Below are 19584 nucleotides of genomic sequence, written 5' to 3'. Positions count from 1 at the left end.
GCCAAGCCGGAAAACGGATGCCAGAATACAACAGGTTCCAGTTTCAGCCCTCACTGTTGACACTGGTCTTTCCACTCGGAATGCTCCGAACGGGAACTTGATTCAGAACGCCCCTGGAGGTGATGTGGTGGGACTCGAACAGGTCCGCCGCGACTGGACCCGGCTGGGGGCCGCCGAACCCCTGTGGGCGGTGTGCGTCGACCCCGCCAAGCGCGACGGCGGCTGGGACGACGACGAGTTCCTCGCCTCCGGCCGCGCCGCCGTCGACCCGGCGGTGGCCCGCCTGGACGAACTGGGGCTGCGGCCCCGGGGCGGCCGGGTGCTCGACTTCGGCTGCGGTGCGGGACGGCTGTCCAACGCGCTGGCCGCGCACTTCGACCGGGTGGTGGGCGTCGACATCTCCGCGCCCATGCTGGAGCAGGCGCGGCGGCTGGACCGCTCCGGCGGGCGCATCGAGTTCGTGCTCAACGAGCGGCCCGACCTGTCGCTGTTCGAGGACGACTCCTTCGACCTCGTCTACACCGACCTGGTGCTCCAGCACCTGCCCCCGGAGCTGGCCGAGGGGTACGTGCGCGAGTTCGCCCGGGTCGTGCGCCCGGGCGGGGCCATGGTGCTGGGCGTCCCCGAAGGCGAGCGCCGCACCTTCAAGGGGCTGGTGTTCCGGTACGCGCCCTGGCCCCTGGTGGCCTGGGCCCAGAAGACGCTGCTGCGCTACCCGGCGCCGATGCGGATGCACACCCTGCGCACCGAGCGGCTGGCCGGGCTCCTCCCCCAGTCGCGCATCGCCGCCTCCGACGAGTACTGGGGCGGCGACCACTGGCGGCACCTGCGCCACTACGTGGCGGTGGGCGGATGAGGACCGCCACCCACCCCGACGGCACGGTGCCGTTCCGCGCCACACTGGGCCGGTCGGTCGCCCTGTTCTCCGCGTTCCGCAGGGAGCAGACCGACCCGGCGTTCTTCTACGGCGCCCTCGCCCGCGACACCGTCGCCCAGCTGCGCTCGTACACGCCGCTGGACGGGAGGCTGGTCGTGGACGTGGGCGGCGGGCCCGGGTACTTCGCCGACGCGCTGCGCGAGGCGGGCGCCCGCTGCCTGTGCGTCGACTCCGACGCCCACGAGATGACCCTGCACGGCCGCTCCGCGGACGCCTTCGCCCTCCAGGGCAGCGCGCTGGACCTGCCGCTGCGCACCGGCTCCGTCGACGTGTGCTTCTCCTCCAACGTGCTGGAGCACGTCCCGGACCGGACCCGCATGGCCGACGAGATGGTGCGGGTCACCCGTCCGGGAGGGCTCGTGTACCTGTCGTACACGCTGTGGTTCTCCCCCTGGGGCGGCCACGAGACCTCGCCCTGGCACTACCTCGGCGGCCGGTACGCCGCCGAGCGGTTCGCCCGCCGCAACGGGCGCCGACCCAAGAACGACTTCGGCCGCACCATGTACGCGGCCCACGCCGGCGAGATGCTGCGCTGGGCGCGCACCCGCACCGACGTCGACCCGGTGGACATCCGGCCCCGCTACCTGCCGACCTGGGCCAAACCGGTCGTACACGTCCCGGGGCTGCGCGAGGTCGTCACCTGGAACCTACTCCTGGTGCTGCGCAAGCGTTGACGGCGCCAGCACCAGGCTGCTGATCACCCGGCCGTCGGCCGCCTCCACCGTCGCGCTCCACCCGCCCAGCTCGACCCGCTCCCCCGGCCCCCCGGGGATGTGGCCGAGCAGGACCAGCACCATCCCGGCGACCGTGACGTAGGAGCCCCGGGGCGCGTCGGTGACCTCCACCCCCAGCAGGGGCAGCTCGTGCACGGGGTAGGCGCCCGGGACGCGCAGCGCACCGCCGTCCAGCCGGTCCACCCCGGGGTCGTCGTCGGTCTCGTCGACGATGTCGCCGACGATCTCCTCCAGCAGGTCCTCCATGGAGACGATCCCGCCGACCTCCCCGGCCTCGCCGATGACCACGGCGAGCTGGCGGCGGCCGGCGGTCATCCGGCGCAGGGCCTCGGAGACCGACAGCGAGTCGGGCAGCAGCAGCGGTTCGTGGGCCAGCTCGACGACGTCGGTGCCGCCCCCGCCGATCAGGTCAGACCAGTGGACCACCCCGAGCACGTCGTCCACGTCCCCGGCCGCCACCACCGGGGCCCGCGAGTGCCCGTGCTCGGCGAGCATGCGCAGCGCGTCCCCGGCACCGGTCCCGGCGGGGACCACGTCGACCTCGGGGCGCGGGACCAGCACCTGGCGGACCTTGCGCTCACGGATGTCGAACGCTCCGGCCAGGATGTGCCGCTGCTCGGGGGTGATGTCGCCGCGCGAGACGATCATGTCGCGCAGCTCCTCCTCGGTGACGTCCTCCCGCTCCGCCTTCGGGTCGCCCCCGGACACCCGCACCACCAGGTCGGTGGACACCCCGAGCAGCCACACCACCGGGCGCGACAGCGCCGCGAGGAGGTCCAGGGGCCGCGCCACCAGCACCGACCACGCCTCTGCGCGCTGCATGGCGATGCGTTTGGGTGCGAGTTCGCCCAGGACCAGGGTGAGGAAGGTCAGCAGCAGGGTGACCAGGACGACGGCCGTCGGGGCGGCGTAGGAGCCGAGGAAGTCCAGCGGACCGACCAACGGGCCGGCGAGCGTGACGGCGGCGGTCGCGGAGGCGAGGAAACCGGCGAGCGTGATGAAGATCTGGATGGTGGCGAGGAAGCGGTTGGGGTCGCGGGCGAGCCTGGCGACGGCCCGGCCGCCCCGGCCGCCCGCCTCCAGGCGGCGGATCTGGCCTTCGCGCAGGGTGACCAGCGCGATCTCGCTACCGGCGAACAGGGCGTTCACCACGACCAAGACCAGCACGAGGCCGATCTGGGCCCCGTAGCCCTCCATGGGGTGCTCCCGTGGATCGGTTGTGTCGGAGATGGGTGTCTTCCCCGATTCCCCACCGGTCACACCAGGAACGGAACGGGATCGCTCAGGACGTGGAGCGGACGACCAGCGAGGTGGGCAGGATGAGGGGGGTGGCCTCCCCTCCCCCGAGGAGGGTGAGGAGCATCCGGGCCGTCTCGCGTCCCAGTGCCCGGACGGGCTGGTGCACGGTGGTCAGCGCGGGCTCGCAGGTGCGGGCGGTGTCCAGGTCGTCGAACCCCACCAGGGAGACGTCCCCGGGGACGTCCCGGCCCGCCGCGTGCAGGGCGCGCAGGGCTCCCGCGGCCATGTTGTCGTTGGCGGCGAACACCCCGTCCACGTCCGGGAGGCGCTCCAGGAGGCGGGACATGGCGGCGGCGCCGCCGGCCTCGGTGAAGTCCCCGCGTTCGGGGGCGAGGGGTTCCCGTCCGGCCAGGGCGAGGGCCTCGCGGTGGCCGCGCTCCCGGGCGCGGGCCACCTCGGTGTCGGCGGGGCCGGAGATCATGGCCACGCGGCGGCGCCCGCGGGCGAGCAGGTGCTCGGTGGCCTGGCGTCCGCCGCCGGCGTTGTCGACGTCGACGTACCAGCGGGGGGAGGAACCGGCGGGCAGTCCCCCGAAGACGACCGGCACCTCGGCCTTCGCGAACACCGGGAGCAGGGGGTCGCCCTCGCGGACGGCCATCGGCATCACCCCGTCGGTTCCCCGGGAGCGCAGCAGCTCCTCCACCCTGCGCCGCCCGCGCTCGGAGGCGGCCAGGCACAGCATCAGGTGCAGGTCGCCCTCCTCCAGCGCGGCGGACAGGCCCACGATGACCTGTGCGAAGAACGGGTCGGCGAAGATCGACGGGTCCTCGCCGGAGATGACCAGGGAGGCCGTGCCGCTGCGCCGGGTGGCCAGGGCGCGGGCCCTGGTGTCGGGCACGTATCCCAGCTCCCGGACGGCGCGCCGGACGGCCTCGCGCTTGTCCCGGCTGACGTTGGGTGCGCCGTTGAGCGCGCGGGAGGCGACGGAGCGGGACACCCCGGCCCGGGCGGCCACCGCGTCGAGGGTGGGCGGGCGCTGCTCGGCCATCGTGATCGTTCTCCCGTCGTGGACGCCACTGGAAGCGCTTCCAGTTTACCGACCACAGGCTGCGCTTTGTTCATCGACCGAGATTTTGTTTCACCCTCTTGACGCGCAGGTAAAGGAAATCCATGATGTGAGTCACCTCACCGGTTCGAGCTTCTTCGACTGGAAGCGGTTCCATATGGGAGCGCTTCCACGCAGAGTTGGAACCGCACGGCGTCCCCCAGGAACAGCACAGAGACACAGGTGCAACCATGCGTCGCCTCACCCGCTCGATCGCGGCCGCGATCCTCGCCCTGCCGTTGGCTCTCGCCATCGCCCAACCCGCCAACGCCGCCCGCGCCGGAGACCCGGTCGCCATGACCAGCGGCTTCTACGTCGACCCGAACTCCCCGCCGGCCGAATGGGTCGCCGCCAACCCCGGCGACGGCCGGGCCGCGGCGATCGACTCCTCGATCGCCTCCGTGCCCATGGCCCGCTGGTTCGGGTCCTGGAGCGGGAGCATCGGCCCGGCCACCGGCTCCTACGTCGGCAGCGCCGACTACCACGACAAGCTGCCGATCCTCGTCGCCTACAACATGTACGGCCGCGACGCCTGCGGCGGGCACTCCTCCGGCGGGGCGGCCTCCCCGGCCGAGTACGCGACCTGGATCGGCGCCTTCGCCGGGGGCATCGGGAACCGCCCGGCCGTCGTGGTCCTCGAACCGGACTCCCTCGGCGACTACGACTGCATGAGCCCGGGCGAGATCGCCGAGCGTCGGGGCATGCTGTCCAACGCCCTCACGCAGTTCCGGAACCAGGCGCCCAACACCTGGGTGTATATGGACGCGGGCAACCCGGGGTGGCTCGACGCCGCGACCGTGGCCGAGCGCCTGCACGAGGCGGGGCTCCCCCAGGCCCGCGGGTTCTCGCTGAACGTGTCGAACTACTTCACCACCGCGGAGAACATCGTCTACGCCCAGCAGATCAACCGGGAACTCTCCTCCCGGTACGGGTACAGGAAGCCGTTCGTGGTGGACACCAGCCGCAACGGCAACGGGTCCAACGGCGAGTGGTGCAACCCGGCCGGGCGCAAGCTCGGCACTCCCACGCGACTGAACGGCGGAGCGGAGATGCTCCTGTGGATCAAGACGCCGGGGCAGTCCGACGGTGACTGCGGCGTCGGCCAGGGGTCCAGGGCCGGGGACTTCCTGCCGGAGGTCACCTACAAGATGATCTACGGCTACTAGCCACCGGCCGTGCGCCGCCCGTGACCGGGCGGCGCACGGTCACCCCGGCCGGTCCCGCACCCGCTTCGGGGAGCGGGCCCGGAGGGGGCACTCCTCGCGCTCCAGGCACAGGCGTCCCTCCCGCGCACGGACCGAGTACGGGGCGACGGCCGACTGCTCCCGTCCGTTGCGCAGGTAGTCGACGAACGGGCGGCCCTCCCGCTCGTCCTTGCGGACTTCGGTGGTGCGCTCCCCGGGAGCCCGCTCCGCCGGCGCCTCGGCCAGGTCCCCGACCTCCCGGTCGTCCGGTTCGGGGCGCAGCGGCGAGTGGACGTACAGGCCCTCGGAGCCGGTGGCCATCACGTAGGCGGCCGGGCCCGCCTCCTCCCGCGCCGCCGCCTTGCAGTCGGCGAACCCCTCCGGCCCGCCCTCGGAGGGGTCCAGGACCAGGAGGTCGGGGCGGCCCAGCCGCGGTTCCCTGGACTGCCAGGCGTGCAGGGTGATCGCGGCCTGCTCGGCGCACCGGACCAGGGTGGCGGCGTCGCGGACCTCCAACATCGTTCCGCCGCCGGTCTCCAGGAGGTGGGCCCGGCGACGCCGCCGGGGTAGCGCTCCAGCGCGACCGGACGGCCCCGCAGGTGCGGCAGCATCAGCGGCACGATCCGCACGTGGTGGGGGCCAGGTCCTCCTTGGTGGGGCCGCCCGCCCCGAACAGCTCCTCGACCACCCGCCGCCCCGCCCGGATCCTCACAACACCCACCTCCCGAGGACCCCCACCAGCCGGAGAACCCTTCGCCCCCGCACACACCCTCGTCCGGTGCCCCGGCCCCAAACGGACACCGCCTGTCGGAGAACAAGGACCGGCCCCGCCGAGACGCCCTCGGCGGGGCCGGTTGGCGCTCGGTGACTACTTCACGGAGAGGGTGTTGAGGACGGCGGTCCACTCCCCGGCCGTGAACGCGAGATGCCCCGACTCCCGGTACTGCGTGTCCCGAACGAGGATGATCCGCCCCTCCGCGACCTCGACACAGTTGTCCGTACCAGCGCTGTAGCTGGACTTGTGCCACTCAGGCATCGGCGTACTCCTTCATCACCTCATGCAGGAAGCGCCTGGAATCGGCTTCTGTCCTAGCGTTCGCCTGCAACTTGGCAAACAGCATGCCATACCGCCTAACGGTGGCCGTGTCGTAGAAGGATTGACCCAGGTAGACCGATTCGGCGTGGAACACTTCAGGCGCGGCTTCCGAGGCGATCAACGCGAGAGGACCGTTCAGACCGGCATGCGGCCTACTGTCCCAGGGGAAGAACTGGAGATTAACCCTCCTGGAATCCACCAGGTCAAGAAGGTGCCGACACTGCTGGACCATGACCTCAGCCCCGACCGACGGCCGCTTGATCACCAGGTCGTCCAGGACCACGTACAGATGGGGAAGGCTGGATTCCAAAATTCTCCGGGAGCGTTCCATTCGCTCACCGGCACGCTTGTCGATCTCTTCTTGCAGCAGCCACGGACCGCCGGCGGCGATCACCTCTTTCGCGTAATCCTCGCACTGGAGCAGACCGGGAACCAATGTGTTCTGGTACTCGCGGATCACTTCAGCCTGGGATTGAAGTTGGTGGAGATGGTCCTGCCAGTCCAGAGTCTGAGTCTCGTACAGCTCGTCGTGCAGGCGGAGTAGGGCCCCGCCCTGCTCCAGGGCGTTGTCCGCTGCTTCGGCGTCGATGCGCTGGAGTTTTCGTTCACCCGACTCGACGCAGCTGATGTGGCTCTTGCTGCACTCCAGGCGACTTGCCAGCCATGTCTGATTCTTCCCTTTTGCACGCCTGGCGCGCCCCATGGCCATTCCAAACCTCGCGTGCCTCGTATCCCTCTGCTGACTCACACATCACCTCCGAAGGCGGGTCACCAGAAAGAATATCCCAGTTCCAAGAAGTTTCAAGTTTTCCACCAAGGAATCAAATCGTCTCGGAATTATCCTTCCCCCTTCCCTTGACTCGACTGCGGTGCAAGCTTGTGATCAGCAGGTTCACTGGCCTTCGAGGCCGCGAACGACGCGACTCAGCACCAGAATTAGAAATCGCACAAACCCCCCAAGGCGCCCATGTCGCCCACAAAAAGGCCCTGAGGTCGATTGCGACGACCCCAGGGCGCGTGTCCCTACCAGGCATGTACCTATCGAGGTGAGACGGAATGCAGTGTATCGCCGGAAAGTACGCCCCTCCGGGGGCCGACCAGAGCACATCGGTGGTGGTGCGGGGACGGGCGGGGGTGCGTCACCTGCGCCCGACAGAACTCGCCGCCGTGCGCCGCACCGCCAGGGCGGCGACGGCGTTCGCACTCAACCACACAGGCGGCGGTGATCTGCTGTCCCCAGAGTTCTCCCCCCACCCCCGGCCACTCCCGAACCGACCGGCCAAAACCACCAACCTGACTCCGGGGCGGGTGATCCCGCTGCGGCCCGACCTGGCGGGCTGGACCCGGCCCCTGACCGGCGGCGGACCCCTGCACCCCACCCCTGGGCGCGGACGCCACCACCGGCCGGAGGCCCCGCTCCACCTCACCCTGGCGGGCTACGCCCACCACACCCCGGCACGACAGGCCCTCCCGCAGCCCCGACCGCGCGTCCGCCGCTGTGCGTCCCGAGTGCGTGCCTACGTCGCCCACCCCGCCCGGGACCTGGCCCCGCTCGCCCTCGCGGTCCGCACCTACCTCTCCCAGGGAGTGCGCTGATGCTCGCCGGAGACATCCACATCACGGACCTGTTCGACGCCATCGGCGACGCCCTGGCCCTGCCGCCCGCCGCCACCGAAGCCGACCAGGCCATCCGCCGCACCGTGCTGGACCACCGCATCGCGGCCGTGTGCGCGGCCGTCGACCACATCCGCACCACCGGCGACCCGGCCGAAGCCATCGGCCTCCTCGACACGGCGGTGGAGACCCACCCGGTCACCTACACCCCTCGGCCCCCGCACCCGAGGAGCGCGCCATGATCCCGAACCCCTGCGGGGAGAGCGCACTCAACCCCGGCGGGGCCCGCCGCACCTGTGTCCTGGACGCCGACCACCCCGGCCACCACGAGGACCTCACCGGTTGGCGCTGGGAGCCCCCGTTCCCAGTGCTGGAACGGTTGCGCGCCACCTGGGGCACCACCCACCGCATCGCCTGGACCGGCTCGCTATGGGTCGCGGTCCACCGCGACCCGGCCGCTTCTTGGCGCACGCATGTCGAACCCACACCGGCCCAGCTCGAAGACCGCCTCCGCCGACACGCGGCGCCCTCGTCCGCCCAGCCACACCCCCGACCATGACAGGCGCCCGCCCAACCGGGTCGAGGACCGCACAGCCCGCAGTCCTGGCCCCTCAACCGTGCCTGCCTGTTCTTCTTGAGTGCCTGCATGTCCTCGTGCCAAAGTGGACGCAGCCGTACGACCCCCAGGCTTTATAACGCGGGGATAACGCCCCGCGTTTTCCCAGGTCGTGAACTGTGAGCCCCGCGCACGCGGGGATGGACCGTCCGCGTGGCTGGGTTATGTGGAGCGCGAGTAGTGAGCCCCGCGCACGCGGGGATGGACCGGTGAGTAAGTGAGTGGGCAGACCGAGGGTATGGTGAGCCCCGCGCACGCGGGGATGGACCGGGCCACTTCACGCGGACCACGTACCCGGACCGGTGAGCCCCGCGCACGCGGGGATGGACCGTCGTAGCCGTACTGGCGGGGTGTGTAGTAGGCGTGAGCCCCGCGCACGCGGGGATGGACCTCCGCAGATAGGAGCGGTGATGCTGCTACGGAGTGAGCCCCGCGCACGCGGGGATGGACCGATCATCGACTGGATGGCGTACCGGGTGGAATCGTGAGCCCCGCGCACGCGGGGATGGACCGAACAGGCCGGTCGGGTTGAGGACAGCGAGTCCGTGAGCCCCGCACACGCGGGGATGGACCGGACTGCGCCGCACGGTGACTGTGATCGCCTACTCCGCGACCGGCGGCACCCTGCTCACCGGCATCCTTCAGACCTGGTTCAGATCGATCCAGGGAGACTTCTGGTTCAACGCCTGCGACTTCACCCCGGGCACCATCGCCGCGCCGATCATCGGCTTCGCCTCACTGCTGGAACACGCCGGGACCGCCGTCGGACCGGTCGTCCGGAAGACATCGCGCCTCCGCCGCAGGGGGTTGTCCACCCGCCCGGAAATCCCGGCCATAGCCGTGTCACACCACCAGGGTCCCCGACCCCAGGGGGTCTTCGCGACAGAGCCGCAGCTTTCCAAAAGCGCAACCGCTTGGAAAGGGCGGCCTGCGGAGCGTGGTTCCGGCCCCGGCCGCAGTCGGCGCACCGGCAGAGTGCCAGGCGGTTTCGTTGGGCGCACACCCTGGGCGGCGGGGGTGTCATCGCCGGAGCCGGTTCCGCGCGAGGCATGCCCCGCCCGGCCCCGTGGACACGGAGGAATGGTCCGCCTGCAAAGGAACCGTTGCTCCGACGGGTCTGTGGAACGAACGTGCACACACCCATGCCCTCCCGCCGGTCAGGGAGTGAAAGCCGCGCGCACCCACGACACCAGCCCCCGCCGGAAGGAGAACCGCATCCGCCGACCCTAGGGGGTAAAGCCAGGCATCCCCTCGGCCCCTCCCCCGGGGGTGAAGGCCGTAGATCTCCACTCCGCCCCCGCCACAGCGGGATCGGGGAGAAAGAACCACCGCCCCCACCACCCAAGGGTGAGACCCGAGCCCCGACCAGCCGACCCCAGCCCAGCCCCGACCGCTACTCCCCCGGACTGCCAGCGGAAGGGTCGGCCAAACGATCCGCAGCAGGCTCGGAGGCCGATCGGCCCAAGGTGTCCGCGGGGTCGATCTGCCCGTACCCCATCGCCACGTAGTACTCCTCCAGCGTCGCGTACCCCGCCCGTCGCGCCACGCTGATCATGTCCCCCGACGACTCCGCCTCGATCAGGCTCCGGTCGCCGCCCATGAACTCCGCCATCGTGCGCCGCCCCGCGACCTCGGCGCGCTCCCGGTCCCGGGTGCGGTGCCACGCCCCGATCGCCACCCGCGCCTTGCCGGTGCGCGCCGACTCCAACCACGCCCGGTCCGGGCCCGGCTCGGCCTTGGTGATGATCTGGACGGTGTCACCCTCCCGCACCTGGGCGCTGGGCAGCGCCAGCCGCCCGTTGACCGTCGCCGCCGAGAACCGGTCGCCGATGTCGTTGTCCAGGGCGTAGGCCACGTCCACCGGGGTCGACCCCTCGGGCAGCGTGAGGATCACGCCGTCCGCGGTGAGCACCGTGATGCTGTCCGCCAGGTCGGTGCGCACCCCCTCCAGCAGTTCCTCCGCCGAGGCGCCCTCCTGCCAGCGCAGCAGCCGGGTCAGCCACTCCGGGTCGGTGGTGCCCCCGGCGACCAACCGCCCGTCGCGACCGGTGTGCTCGTGGATCTCGGCGATGATCCCGTACTCCGACACCTGCTGGGCGCGGTTGTCGCAGATGATGATCTGCACCCGGTGCCCGCTGTCGGTCAGCACGGTCGTGTGCAGCGCCCGGTACAGGTTGTACTTGGGCGAGGCGATGAAGTCGCGGAACTTCCCCCCGACCGGCTGCCACCTCCCGTGGACCGCCCCGAGGGCCAGGTAGGCGTTGCGCTCCTCACCGCGGACCACCACCAGGTACCGCACGGTCGCCTGCGGGTCCAGGGAGGCCAGCGGGGCGCCGGAGTGGAACACCGACGCCAGGTGGCGCGGGCGCACCTCCACGTCCGCTTTGACCCGGAACGCCGCCAGGCAGTCGCGCAGCGCCCCCGTCAGCGCCTCGGTCTCCGGCCGTGCCCGCCCCCGGGCCAGGGCGGCGCACTCACGGGTGCGCTCGAACTCCTCGGTCTCCAGGTACTCGAAACACAGGTCCTCAAGCTCGCGTTTGAGCTTGTACACGCCCAGCCGCTCCGCCAGCGGGATGAGCAGCTCCCGTGTGCCCCTGGCGATCTTCACCCGCTTGTGCGGCGGCTGGAACTGAAGGGTGCGCAGGTTGTGCACCCGGTCGGCGAGCTTGATCAGCAGGACCCGCAGGTCGTCGCGGGCGGCCACGACCATCTTGCGGAAGGTCTCCCCGGCCGCGGCGCTGCCGTACATCGACCGGTCGACCTTGGTGACCCCGTCGACCATGACGCCCACCTCGGTGCCGAACTCCGCGGCGAGGTGGGCGAGGCTGAACGGGGTGTCCTCCACGGTGTCGTGCAGGAGCGCGGCGACGAGGGTGGCGGTGTCCAGGCCGAGTTCGGCGAGGATGGTGGCGACGGCCAGGGGGTGGATGATGAACGGCTCACCGCTCTTGCGTTTCTGCTCCCGGTGCAGGTGCTCGGCGACGGCGTAGGCGCGCGCCAGCAGCGCGGTGTCGGCCTTGGGGTACCAGCGCAGGTGCTCGGCGATGAGCGGTTCGGCCTCGTTCGCGGGGCGGGTCGTGGCCTTGGCCTGGTTGAGCCCGCGCCACCACTCGGTGGAGGCCGTCACATCCACATCGGGAGCACCCATATGGACCCCTTCCCATCGCGCTGCGGACCGGGTATTCCGACAAGCCTACTTACCCCCGGGCACCGCCGACCCACGAACCCCGCAACCCGCACCGCAACCGGCGACGGGCGCGGGCATCCCGCACGCGGGAGCGGCGTACATGGACGTCAGGGCTTCCCGCACACGGGAGCGGTGGATCACCCGGGCCCCGAAGCCCCCGGAACCCGAGAACCCCGGGTACCCGCCCCCGCCCCACCCCTCACCCCTCCCCCGGACGCGCGAACACCCGGCCAGGACCCTGGCCGGGCGTTCGGGGTCGCGGAGCGCCGTGTCGGTACTGCTGTCCGACTACTTGCGCTTCTTGATCTCCTCGGTCAGCTGCGGGGCGACGGTGTGCAGGTCGCCCACGACACCGAAGTCCACCAGCTCGAAGATCGGCGCCTCGGGGTCCTTGTTGACCGCGACGATGTTCTTCGAGGTCTGCATGCCGGCCCGGTGCTGGATCGCGCCGGAGATGCCCAGGGCGACGTACAGGTTCGGGCTGACCGTCTTACCGGTCTGGCCGACCTGGAACTGGTTCGGGTACCAGCCGGAGTCGACGGCGGCGCGGGACGCACCCACCGCCGCACCGAGCGAGTCCGCGAGGTTCTCGACGACGGTGAAGTCGTCGGAGCCCACACCGCGGCCGCCGGAGACCACGATGGCGGCCTCGGTCAGCTCGGGGCGCTCGCCCTGCTCCTGGACGACGCGCTCGACGACCTTGGCGGCCTTGGCGGCGTCCGACAGCTCGACGGAGACGGCCTCCTCGGCGGCGGCGCCGGCGGCGGCCTCGGCCGGGACGGAGTTCGGGCGGACCGCGATGACCGGGACACCGGTCTTGACGCGGCCGTGGGTGACGGTGGCGCCACCGAAGATGCTGTGCTCGGTGACCAGGTCGGCGTTGACGTCGACCACGTCGGTGAGCACGCCCGAGCCCAGCTTGACGGCGGTGCGGCCGGCGATCTCCTTGTTCTCGGCGGTGGCCGAGACGAGGATGGCGGCGGCGCCCTTGTCCTGGGCGAGCTTGGCGAGCAGCTCGGCCTTGGGCGCGACGACGTAGTCGTTGAGCTCGGCCGGAGCGACGTACACCTTCTCGGCGCCGAACTCGGCCAGCGCGGCCTTGCCCGACTCCACACCTTCGCCGACCCAGACCGCGGCGGGCTCGCCGATGCGGCGCGCGGCGGTCAGCAGCTCGGTGGTGACCTTCTTGACCTGTCCGTCGACGTGGTCGACGAGGACGAGGACCTCAGCCATAATCCTTGAACCTTCCTGAGTCTCTCGCCTGACCTACACGAACTTCTTCTCGGCGAGGAAGTCGGCGATCTTCACGCCGCCGTCGCCCTCGTCCTTGACGATCGTGCCCGCGGCGCGCGGCGGCGCGGCGGCGAAGTCGACGGTCTCGGTGGTGGCGTTGGCCAGTCCGACCTTGGCGGTGTCGATGCCGGCGTCGGCCGCGGACTTCTTGTCCACCGGCTTCTTCTTCGCCTGCATGATCAGCTTGAAGGACGGGTAGCGCGGCTCGTTGATCTTCTCCACGACGGAGACGACGGCGGGCAGCTGCGCCTCGACGACGTCGTAGCCGTAGTCGGTCTGCCGCTGGATCTTGATGGCGCCGCCGTCCACGTCGACCTTGCCGGCCAGCGTGAGCTGGGGCAGGCCGAGGTACTCGGCGAGCGCGGCGCCGACGACGCCGGTGCGGGCGTCGGTGGACTCCGAGCCCAGGACGACCAGGTCGAACTCCAGGGTGCCCAGGGCCTGCGCGAGCGCGTAGGCGGTCTGGAGGGAGTCCGAGCCGTGGAGGGCGTCGTCGTTGACGAAGACGGCCTTGTCGGCGCCCATGGACAGCGCCTTGCGGATCGAGTCCGTGGCCTGGTCCGGTCCCATCGTCAGGATGGTGACCTCGCCGCCGTGCTTCTCCTTGAGCAGGAGGGCTTCCTCGATCGCGTACTCGTCGAGCTCGTTGACGACGCCGTCGGACGCTGCGCGGTCCAGCGTGTTGTCGGCGGCGTTGAGCTTCCGTTCGGTCGCCGTGTCCGGGACCTGCTTGACCAAAACGACAATATTCATGGCCGGTGGCCGACCTCCCTGCACTCCATGATCCGCCGTGCGGCGGTCGGACGCTGGCGCGCCCCGTATGCCAACAATGCCGAATGACGTTCGGTCATCCGACGGCGGGTCCGGTCTTTCCGGTCGATCGTCCCCGCGGTGTGCTCATAGTCCAGATGTTACTGGCTAGTAGCATGAAGGCCAACCCGCGGCCCCCGCTTTTACTTAGGAAACCCTAACCCCTACGGATAGCGCGAACCGAACGAGCGGCGCCATCAGGCGTTCCACCGGTCTTGCGGGCCGTGCGCACGCGGGGTCGGAGGCCCTTCTCACACCTTAACCACCACACGCCGCGGCCCCGCCGTCGCACCGCCCCTGCGCCCGGGCGCCCCACCCGGAGGACACCCCGGCGCCGGCGTCCCCGCCCGGACACCCGTGCCCCGAACCGGCGCCCCCACTCCGGGGCGCCCCCTGCCGCCCCCACCGCTCCTCGCCCCGCCGCTCCCCGTCCCCTCACCCCCGGACACGGAGGCGCCCCCGCTCCTCCAGGGAACGGGGGCGCCCGGAACGCATCAGCCGAACCAGTCGGCCGGTCCCTGGAGCGGACCCAGCCGCCAGTCCGGCGCGGAGCCGAAGCCGAACGACAGGATGAGCATCGCCAGCAGCACCACGGCGACGATCACACCGATGTACAGGTACAGGTTGCGGAACCGGACCCGCTCCGTCAGCCACACCGCCTGGTGCCGGGCCTGGCGGCCGCTGGGCATCAGGTAGCTGAGCAGCATCGTCACGAACACCGCGAACCCGCCGATGTAGTTGGCCCCCTGGTCGCTGGTCTCCACGATCTGGGCGTAGACCAGGCCCAGGAGAATGCCCGCCACCAGGTACACCAGGCCGAACCCGACGGTGCGCAGCAGCATCCGGCCGAACGCCCACGGGAAGCTGAGCGCCACCACCACGCTGTCGGAGTTGCGCGGACCGCGCGTCTGGAGCCGCTTGGCGTGCTCGGCCTTGACCACGTCCAGCGCGCTCAGACCGGCGATGACCAGGATGCCCAGCCCGATACCGATCCACGGGAACACCAGGCCCAGCCCGGCCAGCGCCAGCACCACCGGGATGAGGATCAGCGGGTGCATCCGGTACACCCGCTCCTCGTACTCCTCGCCCTCCCCGTCCTCGTAGAGGGAGTCGTACTCGTCGTACTCGCCGGTGTCGGTGTCGCCCCGGAAGTAGCCGCCCATCCGGTCGTTGCCGCCGCGCCGGAAGCGGTTCAGCCAGCCGCTCTGCTCCTCGTAGTCGTCCTCGTCGAACTCCTGCGTCTGCTTTCCGCGCCCGCTTCCGTCGTCGACGGGGGTGAGGATGTCCGAGAAGTCGCCCTTGTACAGCGGCGTGTTGAAGAACTGGGTCTGCGGCGAGTCGTACTGCTGGTCGTACGGCTCCTCGTAGTCGAGGGAGGAGCGCTCGCCGCCCCGCGCCGCCTCGTGCGGGTCGAGCATCATCGTGCCCTGCGGGTCGCCCGCGTCGGCGCCCGCCGGGTCGATCCGCACGGTGCCCTGGTCGTCGTCGGCGGGCACCGGGGTGAAGCGCTGCGTGCCCGCGTCGTCGGCGAGCGGGTTGATCCGCATGGTGCCCTGCGGGTCGTCCAGGTCGTCCGCACCGGCGGGGGCGATCCGCTCCGTGCCCTGATCGCCCGGTTCGCCGTAGCGGCCGGGGGCGATGCGCTCGGTACCCCGGTCGTGCGGTGCCCCGGAGGCGATGCGCTCGGTTCCGAGCCCGCCCAGGTCGTCGGTGGCGTCCTCCTCGGCACCCCGGCCGCCCCGGCCGCCGGACAGGTCGTCCGTGGCCTCGTCCTGCCAACCCCGGTCGCGACCGCCCGACAGGTCGTCGGTGGCCTCGTCGTCGTACCCGCCGACCGACTCCGAACGCGCCTCCTGGCGCTGGTCGTTCGGCGCGGACCAGGCGCTGGCGGTGGGGTTGGGGCCGCTGTTCCAGCCCTCGCCCCCGCCCCCGCCCTGCGTCATCCGGCTGGCCAGGTACCCGGCCGCGCCGCCCAGCGCCGCACCGCCCAGGGCCGCGCCCGCGGCGCCCGCACCGGAACCGCCCGGGTCCGCGGCGCGGCGGCCGGAGTCCGTCCCGGGGATCGGCGCGTGGTAGACGGTGTGGCTGTTGGTCAGACCCGACGACTTGGCACCGGGGTCCTCGGTCCAGGGCAGGTCGAGGTTGAGCCGCCCGGCCTCGTCCACCAGCTCGGCGGCGGTGGGCCGACGGCGCATGTCGCGGGAGACGGCGCGCGTGACCAGCGGCCGCAGCGCCTCGTGCATCCCGTCCATGTCGATCTCGCCGTTGAGGATGCGGAAGAAGATCACCTCGAAGGCGCCCGCGCCGTAGGGCGGGCGGCCGGTGGAGGCGAAGGCGACCGTGCCGCCCCAGGCGTGGATGTCGGTGGCCGGACCCAGCGCGGTGCCCTCGATGACCTCCGGGGAGAGGTAGCTGGGCGTACCGACGAAGGTACCGGTCTGGGTGAGCTTGGCGCCGTCGACGGCGTGCGCGATGCCGAAGTCGATGACGATCGGCTCGCCGTTGGAGATGATGACGTTGCCGGGCTTGAGGTCGCGGTGGATGACGTCGACCGCGTGGATGTCCTTGATCGCCCGGGCCAGGCCGGTGATGAACCGGGTGAGCGCGCGCCCGCGCAGCGGCCCGTGGTCGGTGACGGTGGCGTCCAGGGTGGGACCGGGGATGTACTCGGTGACCACCCAGGGCAGCTCGGTGTCGATGTTGGCGTCGATGACCTCGGCGACGTTGGGGCTCTGCACCCGGCGCATCGTCTCGACCTCGCGGGCGAGCCGGGCGCGGGCGATGCGGTCTCCGGCGACCTCCGGCTTGAGGACCTTCACCGCGACGAACTGCTGGGTCCGGGGATCTTCGGCCTGGTACACCACGCCCATGCCGCCCGATCCGATGCGGCGGCGGATCACGTAGTGGCCGATGCGCTCCGGCAGCTCCTCACCCATGGGGAAACCTGCCGACATTGCCATCGAGTACTCATCCCCTCAAAAGACCGCATAACCGCCACGTCCAGCTTATCGGCCGGGGGAATGGGTCACCATTGGCTTGTACGGACCCCGACGGGGCCTTGTGGTCTGTTCGGCGCCGCCGGGAAGTCTGGGGGCTCCGGCGGTCGGCCCCTCGTCGGGCGACCACCACCGAGTATGACGGAAAATCCGGGCGTGCGGTTCCCCGCAGCCCGCCCGAACTGGCCGGTTTCGGACTCCGGGGCGTGTGTTTCGGTCCCTGTATGTCCGTCCCACCCGCCCCGTCCTCCGTGTCGGGTCTCACCGTGCGCCTCGTCACCCGGGACCCCGTCGGCGGCCCTTGTCGGCACCCCTTCGACGGGCCCCGCCCGGTACCCCGTGGACGGCCACGTGGACGGGCCCCGCCCGTGCCCGCGCCGGCGGGCCCGCCCATGACCGCATCGGCGCCCCGCGGCCGGTGCGCCGCGGCACCGGCCACACGGCACCGGCCACGGGGTACCGGTGCCCGCGGCGCGTCAGCGGCCGTTGAAGGTCGCCTTGCCCGGGCCCTGCTCGATGAAGCTGCGCATGCCGTTCTTCTGGTCCTCGGTGGCGAACAGCCCGGCGAAGTGCAGCCGCTCGATCTCCAGCCCGGTGTCCAGGTCGGTCTCCAGGCCGCGGTCCACCGACTCCTTGGCGGCGGCCAGCGCCACCGCGGGACCGTCGGCGAAGCGGGCGACGAAGGCCACCGCCTCGGCGTAGACGTCCTCGTCGGCGACGACCGCGTCCGCCAGGCCGATCTCCTGCGCCTCGGCGGCGTCCACGTGGCGGCCGCTGAAGATCATCTCCTTGGCGCGGGCCGGGCCGATGAGCCGGGGCAGCCGCTGGGTGCCGCCCGCCCCGGGGATCACACCGAGCTGGATCTCGGGGACGCCCAGCTTGGCCTTGCTCCCCACCACCCGGAAGTCGGCGGCCAGCGCCAGCTCCAGGCCGCCGCCCAGGGCGTAGCCGGTGACGGCCGCGACCACGGGCTTGGGGATGCGGGCCACGGCGGTCAGCGCGTTCTGTAGGCCGCGGGCGTACTCCAGCATCTCCGCGTGGGTGCGCTCGGCCATCTCCTTGATGTCGGCGCCCGCCACGAAGAACCGCTCGCCGCCGTAGACCACGACCGCCCGGGCCGCCGGATCGGCGGCGACCTGCGCGGCGGCCTCGGCGATCTCGGCGGTCAGCACCGCGTTGAGCGCGTTCACCTTGGGTCGGTCCAGCCGGATCACGGCGACCGCCGGGTGCTCGGGGTCGGTCTCCACGCGCACGAACTCGGCCACGTACTCCACCTCTTCGCTTGTCTGACGTCAGTGTCTCGGTCTCCGGATTCCTATCACCCGGGTCACGAGAACAGCAGTACCAGGGTGCCCAGCCGCGCGGACAACGTGTAGGCCGCCGCCAGCAGCAGGAGCGCACCGACCGGCAGCAGGGTGTCGGCGGTGCGCCAGCGGCTGCGCCGGGCGTGGCTGCGCGGCCCGGTGCCGAAGGCGCGGGCGTCCATGGCGGTGGCCATCAGCGTTCCGGTGCGGATGGCCCGCACCAGCAGCGCGAACATCCGCCCGAAGAACAGCGCGACCATCCGCACCGGGTTGCGGCCCGCCTCCAGCCCGCGGGCCCGCCGGGCCAGGGTGATGGTGCGCCACTGGTCGGCCAGCAGGGGGAGCAGCCGCAGCGCGGCCAGCACGCCCATGGCCGGGCGCTCGGGCACCCTCAGCTTCTGCACCAGGCCGTCGGCCAGGTCGGTGGGGTCGCTCCCGGCGGCGGCGAGCAGCCCGGGCAGGGCGATCGCCAGCAGGCGCACCGCCGCACCGACGGCGCCCTCCAGGCCCTCCTCGCCGTACAGGTAGTTGACCAGGCCGCTGGACAGGCCCATGAGGACGAACGGCCCGCCCAGGACCAGCAGGGTGCGCCGGTCCAGGCCGCTGAACGGCACCAGGACCAGCACGCCCAGCAGCACCACGCCGCCGGTGACGGCGTCCACCGCCGGGACCAGCCCCAGGCCCAGGACCAGCGCGGCCAGGAGTTTGGCCGCGGGGTTGAACCGGGTCAGCCAGGCGCGGGCGCCGCCCCCGGGCGCGTCGAAGGTCAGCGTGTCCGCGACCGGTGCCGGGGTCTCACGGTCGGCCACGGGTGCCCCCCTCCGCCGCGCCGGTGCGGCCCGTCTCCTCGGCCCGGCCGTCGGCGACCCGGACCCGCACGTCGGTCAGGCGGCGCAGCAGCAGGTCGTCGTGGGTGGCCATGACGACGGCGCGCCCCTCCGCCCGCAGTTCGCCGAGCAGTTCCACCAGCTCGGTCCAGGTCCGGGTGTCCTGGCCGAAGGTGGGCTCGTCCAGGACCAGCACGTCGGGTGCGTGCGAAGGTCCGGAACTCAGTGCGGTGGCGACCGAAAGCCGCCGTTTCTCTCCCCCGGAGAGCGTGTACGGATGCACGTCCGCCAGCGCGGTCAACCGCAGGCGCTCCAGCAGTTCGTCGACCCACGCCTCGGTCTCCGCCGTGTCCCTCCCGGCGCGCAGCGGGGCGAACCGCAGCTCGTCGCGGACGGTGCCGGTGACGAACTGGTCCTCGGCGTGCTGGAACACGGTGCCCACGTGCCGGGCCAGCCTGCGCGCGGGCCAGCGCGCCAGCGGCCGGCGGTCGGCGGCGGCCAGCGGGCCGCGCGGTAGGACGGCGCCGCGGTAGGGCCGGGACAGTCCGGCCAGGAGGGTGAGCAGCGTGGACTTCCCGGCCCCGTTGGGCCCGGTCAGCGCGGTGGCGGTCCCGGCCTTCACCGCCACGTCCACCCCCTCCA

18 protein-coding genes, 1 pseudogene and 1 CRISPR repeat array are annotated in these 19584 nt (G+C 71.7%); of the genes and pseudogenes, 6 read left to right on the top strand and 13 right to left on the bottom strand.

Annotation, left to right across the window (positions count from 1 at the left end; all coding sequences use genetic code 11):
* Positions 1-127 precede the first annotated feature (127 nt).
* Both QJS33_RS01125 and QJS33_RS01120 read left to right on the top strand, forming a co-directional pair.
* Positions 128-856 (top strand): class I SAM-dependent methyltransferase, encoded by a 729-nt coding sequence (locus tag QJS33_RS01125; RefSeq protein WP_306365926.1) that lies wholly within the window; start codon positions 128-130, stop codon positions 854-856.
* On the top strand, positions 853-1611 hold the full coding sequence (locus tag QJS33_RS01120) for a class I SAM-dependent methyltransferase (RefSeq protein ID WP_306365925.1): 759 nt from the start codon (positions 853-855) through the stop codon (positions 1609-1611). Before QJS33_RS01125 ends, QJS33_RS01120 begins: the two co-directional genes overlap by 4 nt.
* Here QJS33_RS01120 and QJS33_RS01115 read toward each other — a convergent pair.
* Positions 1585-2868 carry a hemolysin family protein gene (locus QJS33_RS01115; protein ID WP_306365924.1) on the bottom strand — a complete coding sequence of 428 codons (1284 nt, stop codon included), beginning with the start codon at positions 2866-2868 and terminating at the stop codon, positions 1585-1587. The genes QJS33_RS01120 and QJS33_RS01115 overlap by 27 nt on opposite strands.
* Positions 2869-2953: 85 nt before the next feature.
* Complete coding sequence (locus tag QJS33_RS01110) at positions 2954-3958, bottom strand: LacI family DNA-binding transcriptional regulator (protein WP_306365923.1); 1005 nt, start codon at positions 3956-3958, stop codon at positions 2954-2956.
* A gap of 248 nt (positions 3959-4206) precedes the next feature.
* On the opposite strand from QJS33_RS01110, the gene QJS33_RS01105 reads away from it, so the two are divergent.
* Entirely contained in the window at positions 4207-5181 is a 975-nt protein-coding gene (locus QJS33_RS01105) for a glycoside hydrolase family 6 protein (protein WP_306365922.1), read from the top strand.
* A 39-nt stretch (positions 5182-5220) separates the two neighbouring features.
* Here the strand turns inward: QJS33_RS01105 and QJS33_RS01100 are convergent.
* The 3 genes and pseudogenes from QJS33_RS01100 to QJS33_RS01090 form a co-directional block, all read right to left on the bottom strand.
* A pseudogene (locus QJS33_RS01100) lies at positions 5221-5920 on the bottom strand (DNA polymerase domain-containing protein).
* A 147-nt stretch (positions 5921-6067) separates the two neighbouring features.
* The gene (locus QJS33_RS01095) at positions 6068-6235 is read right to left on the bottom strand and encodes a DUF397 domain-containing protein (RefSeq protein WP_306365921.1); all 168 of its coding nucleotides are present in this window, start codon (positions 6233-6235) and stop codon (positions 6068-6070) included.
* The gene (locus tag QJS33_RS01090) at positions 6228-7004 is read right to left on the bottom strand and encodes a helix-turn-helix transcriptional regulator (protein ID WP_306365920.1); all 777 of its coding nucleotides are present in this window, start codon (positions 7002-7004) and stop codon (positions 6228-6230) included. Before QJS33_RS01090 ends, QJS33_RS01095 begins: the two co-directional genes overlap by 8 nt.
* 347 nt (positions 7005-7351) lie before the next feature.
* Between QJS33_RS01090 and QJS33_RS01085 the strand changes: the two genes are divergently transcribed.
* From QJS33_RS01085 to QJS33_RS01075, 3 genes are read left to right on the top strand one after another with little or no spacing between them, the layout of a single operon-like run.
* Positions 7352-7891, top strand: a complete 540-nt coding sequence (locus tag QJS33_RS01085; protein WP_306365919.1) for a hypothetical protein — start codon at positions 7352-7354, stop codon at positions 7889-7891.
* Positions 7891-8151, top strand: a complete 261-nt coding sequence (locus QJS33_RS01080; protein WP_306365918.1) for a hypothetical protein — start codon at positions 7891-7893, stop codon at positions 8149-8151. The genes QJS33_RS01085 and QJS33_RS01080 overlap by 1 nt, the downstream gene beginning before the upstream one ends.
* Positions 8148-8468: a hypothetical protein gene (locus tag QJS33_RS01075; protein WP_306365917.1), complete on the top strand. Its 321-nt coding sequence runs from the start codon at positions 8148-8150 to the stop codon at positions 8466-8468. Before QJS33_RS01080 ends, QJS33_RS01075 begins: the two co-directional genes overlap by 4 nt.
* 176 nt (positions 8469-8644) lie before the next feature.
* A CRISPR array of direct repeats spans positions 8645-9099; the repeat unit is 28 nt; unit sequence GTGAGCCCCGCGCACGCGGGGATGGACC.
* 67 nt (positions 9100-9166) lie between these two features.
* Here the strand turns inward: QJS33_RS01075 and QJS33_RS01070 are convergent.
* The 8 genes from QJS33_RS01070 to QJS33_RS01035 form a co-directional block, all read right to left on the bottom strand.
* Complete coding sequence (locus tag QJS33_RS01070) at positions 9167-9361, bottom strand: hypothetical protein (protein WP_306365916.1); 195 nt, start codon at positions 9359-9361, stop codon at positions 9167-9169.
* Positions 9362-9918: 557 nt separating this feature from the next.
* Positions 9919-11673: a bifunctional (p)ppGpp synthetase/guanosine-3',5'-bis(diphosphate) 3'-pyrophosphohydrolase gene (locus tag QJS33_RS01065; RefSeq protein ID WP_306365915.1), complete on the bottom strand. Its 1755-nt coding sequence runs from the start codon at positions 11671-11673 to the stop codon at positions 9919-9921.
* Between the two features lie 327 nt (positions 11674-12000).
* Complete coding sequence (locus QJS33_RS01060) at positions 12001-12945, bottom strand: electron transfer flavoprotein subunit alpha/FixB family protein (protein WP_306365914.1); 945 nt, start codon at positions 12943-12945, stop codon at positions 12001-12003.
* A 33-nt stretch (positions 12946-12978) separates the two neighbouring features.
* Entirely contained in the window at positions 12979-13758 is a 780-nt protein-coding gene (locus tag QJS33_RS01055; protein WP_306365913.1) for an electron transfer flavoprotein subunit beta/FixA family protein, read from the bottom strand.
* Positions 13759-14309: 551 nt separating this feature from the next.
* Positions 14310-16751 (bottom strand): protein kinase, encoded by a 2442-nt coding sequence (locus QJS33_RS01050; RefSeq protein WP_306365912.1) that lies wholly within the window; start codon positions 16749-16751, stop codon positions 14310-14312.
* Positions 16752-17287: 536 nt separating this feature from the next.
* On the bottom strand, positions 17288-18076 hold the full coding sequence (locus QJS33_RS01045; protein WP_306365911.1) for an enoyl-CoA hydratase/isomerase family protein: 789 nt from the start codon (positions 18074-18076) through the stop codon (positions 17288-17290).
* A gap of 62 nt (positions 18077-18138) precedes the next feature.
* Entirely contained in the window at positions 18139-18924 is a 786-nt protein-coding gene (locus tag QJS33_RS01040; protein ID WP_306365910.1) for an energy-coupling factor transporter transmembrane protein EcfT, read from the bottom strand.
* The coding region (locus tag QJS33_RS01035) for an ABC transporter ATP-binding protein (protein WP_306365909.1) at positions 18911-19584 on the bottom strand (674 nt) is incomplete at its 5' end. The genes QJS33_RS01040 and QJS33_RS01035, both read right to left, overlap by 14 nt.

Origin of the sequence: Nocardiopsis sp. CC223A (genome assembly GCF_030766825.1) — a bacterium.
In the GTDB taxonomy this organism is placed as follows: Bacteria; Actinomycetota; Actinomycetes; order Streptosporangiales; family Streptosporangiaceae; genus Nocardiopsis.
The sequence above is the reverse complement of the archived record's forward strand: the minus strand, read 5'-3'. Positions and strand labels throughout refer to the sequence as shown.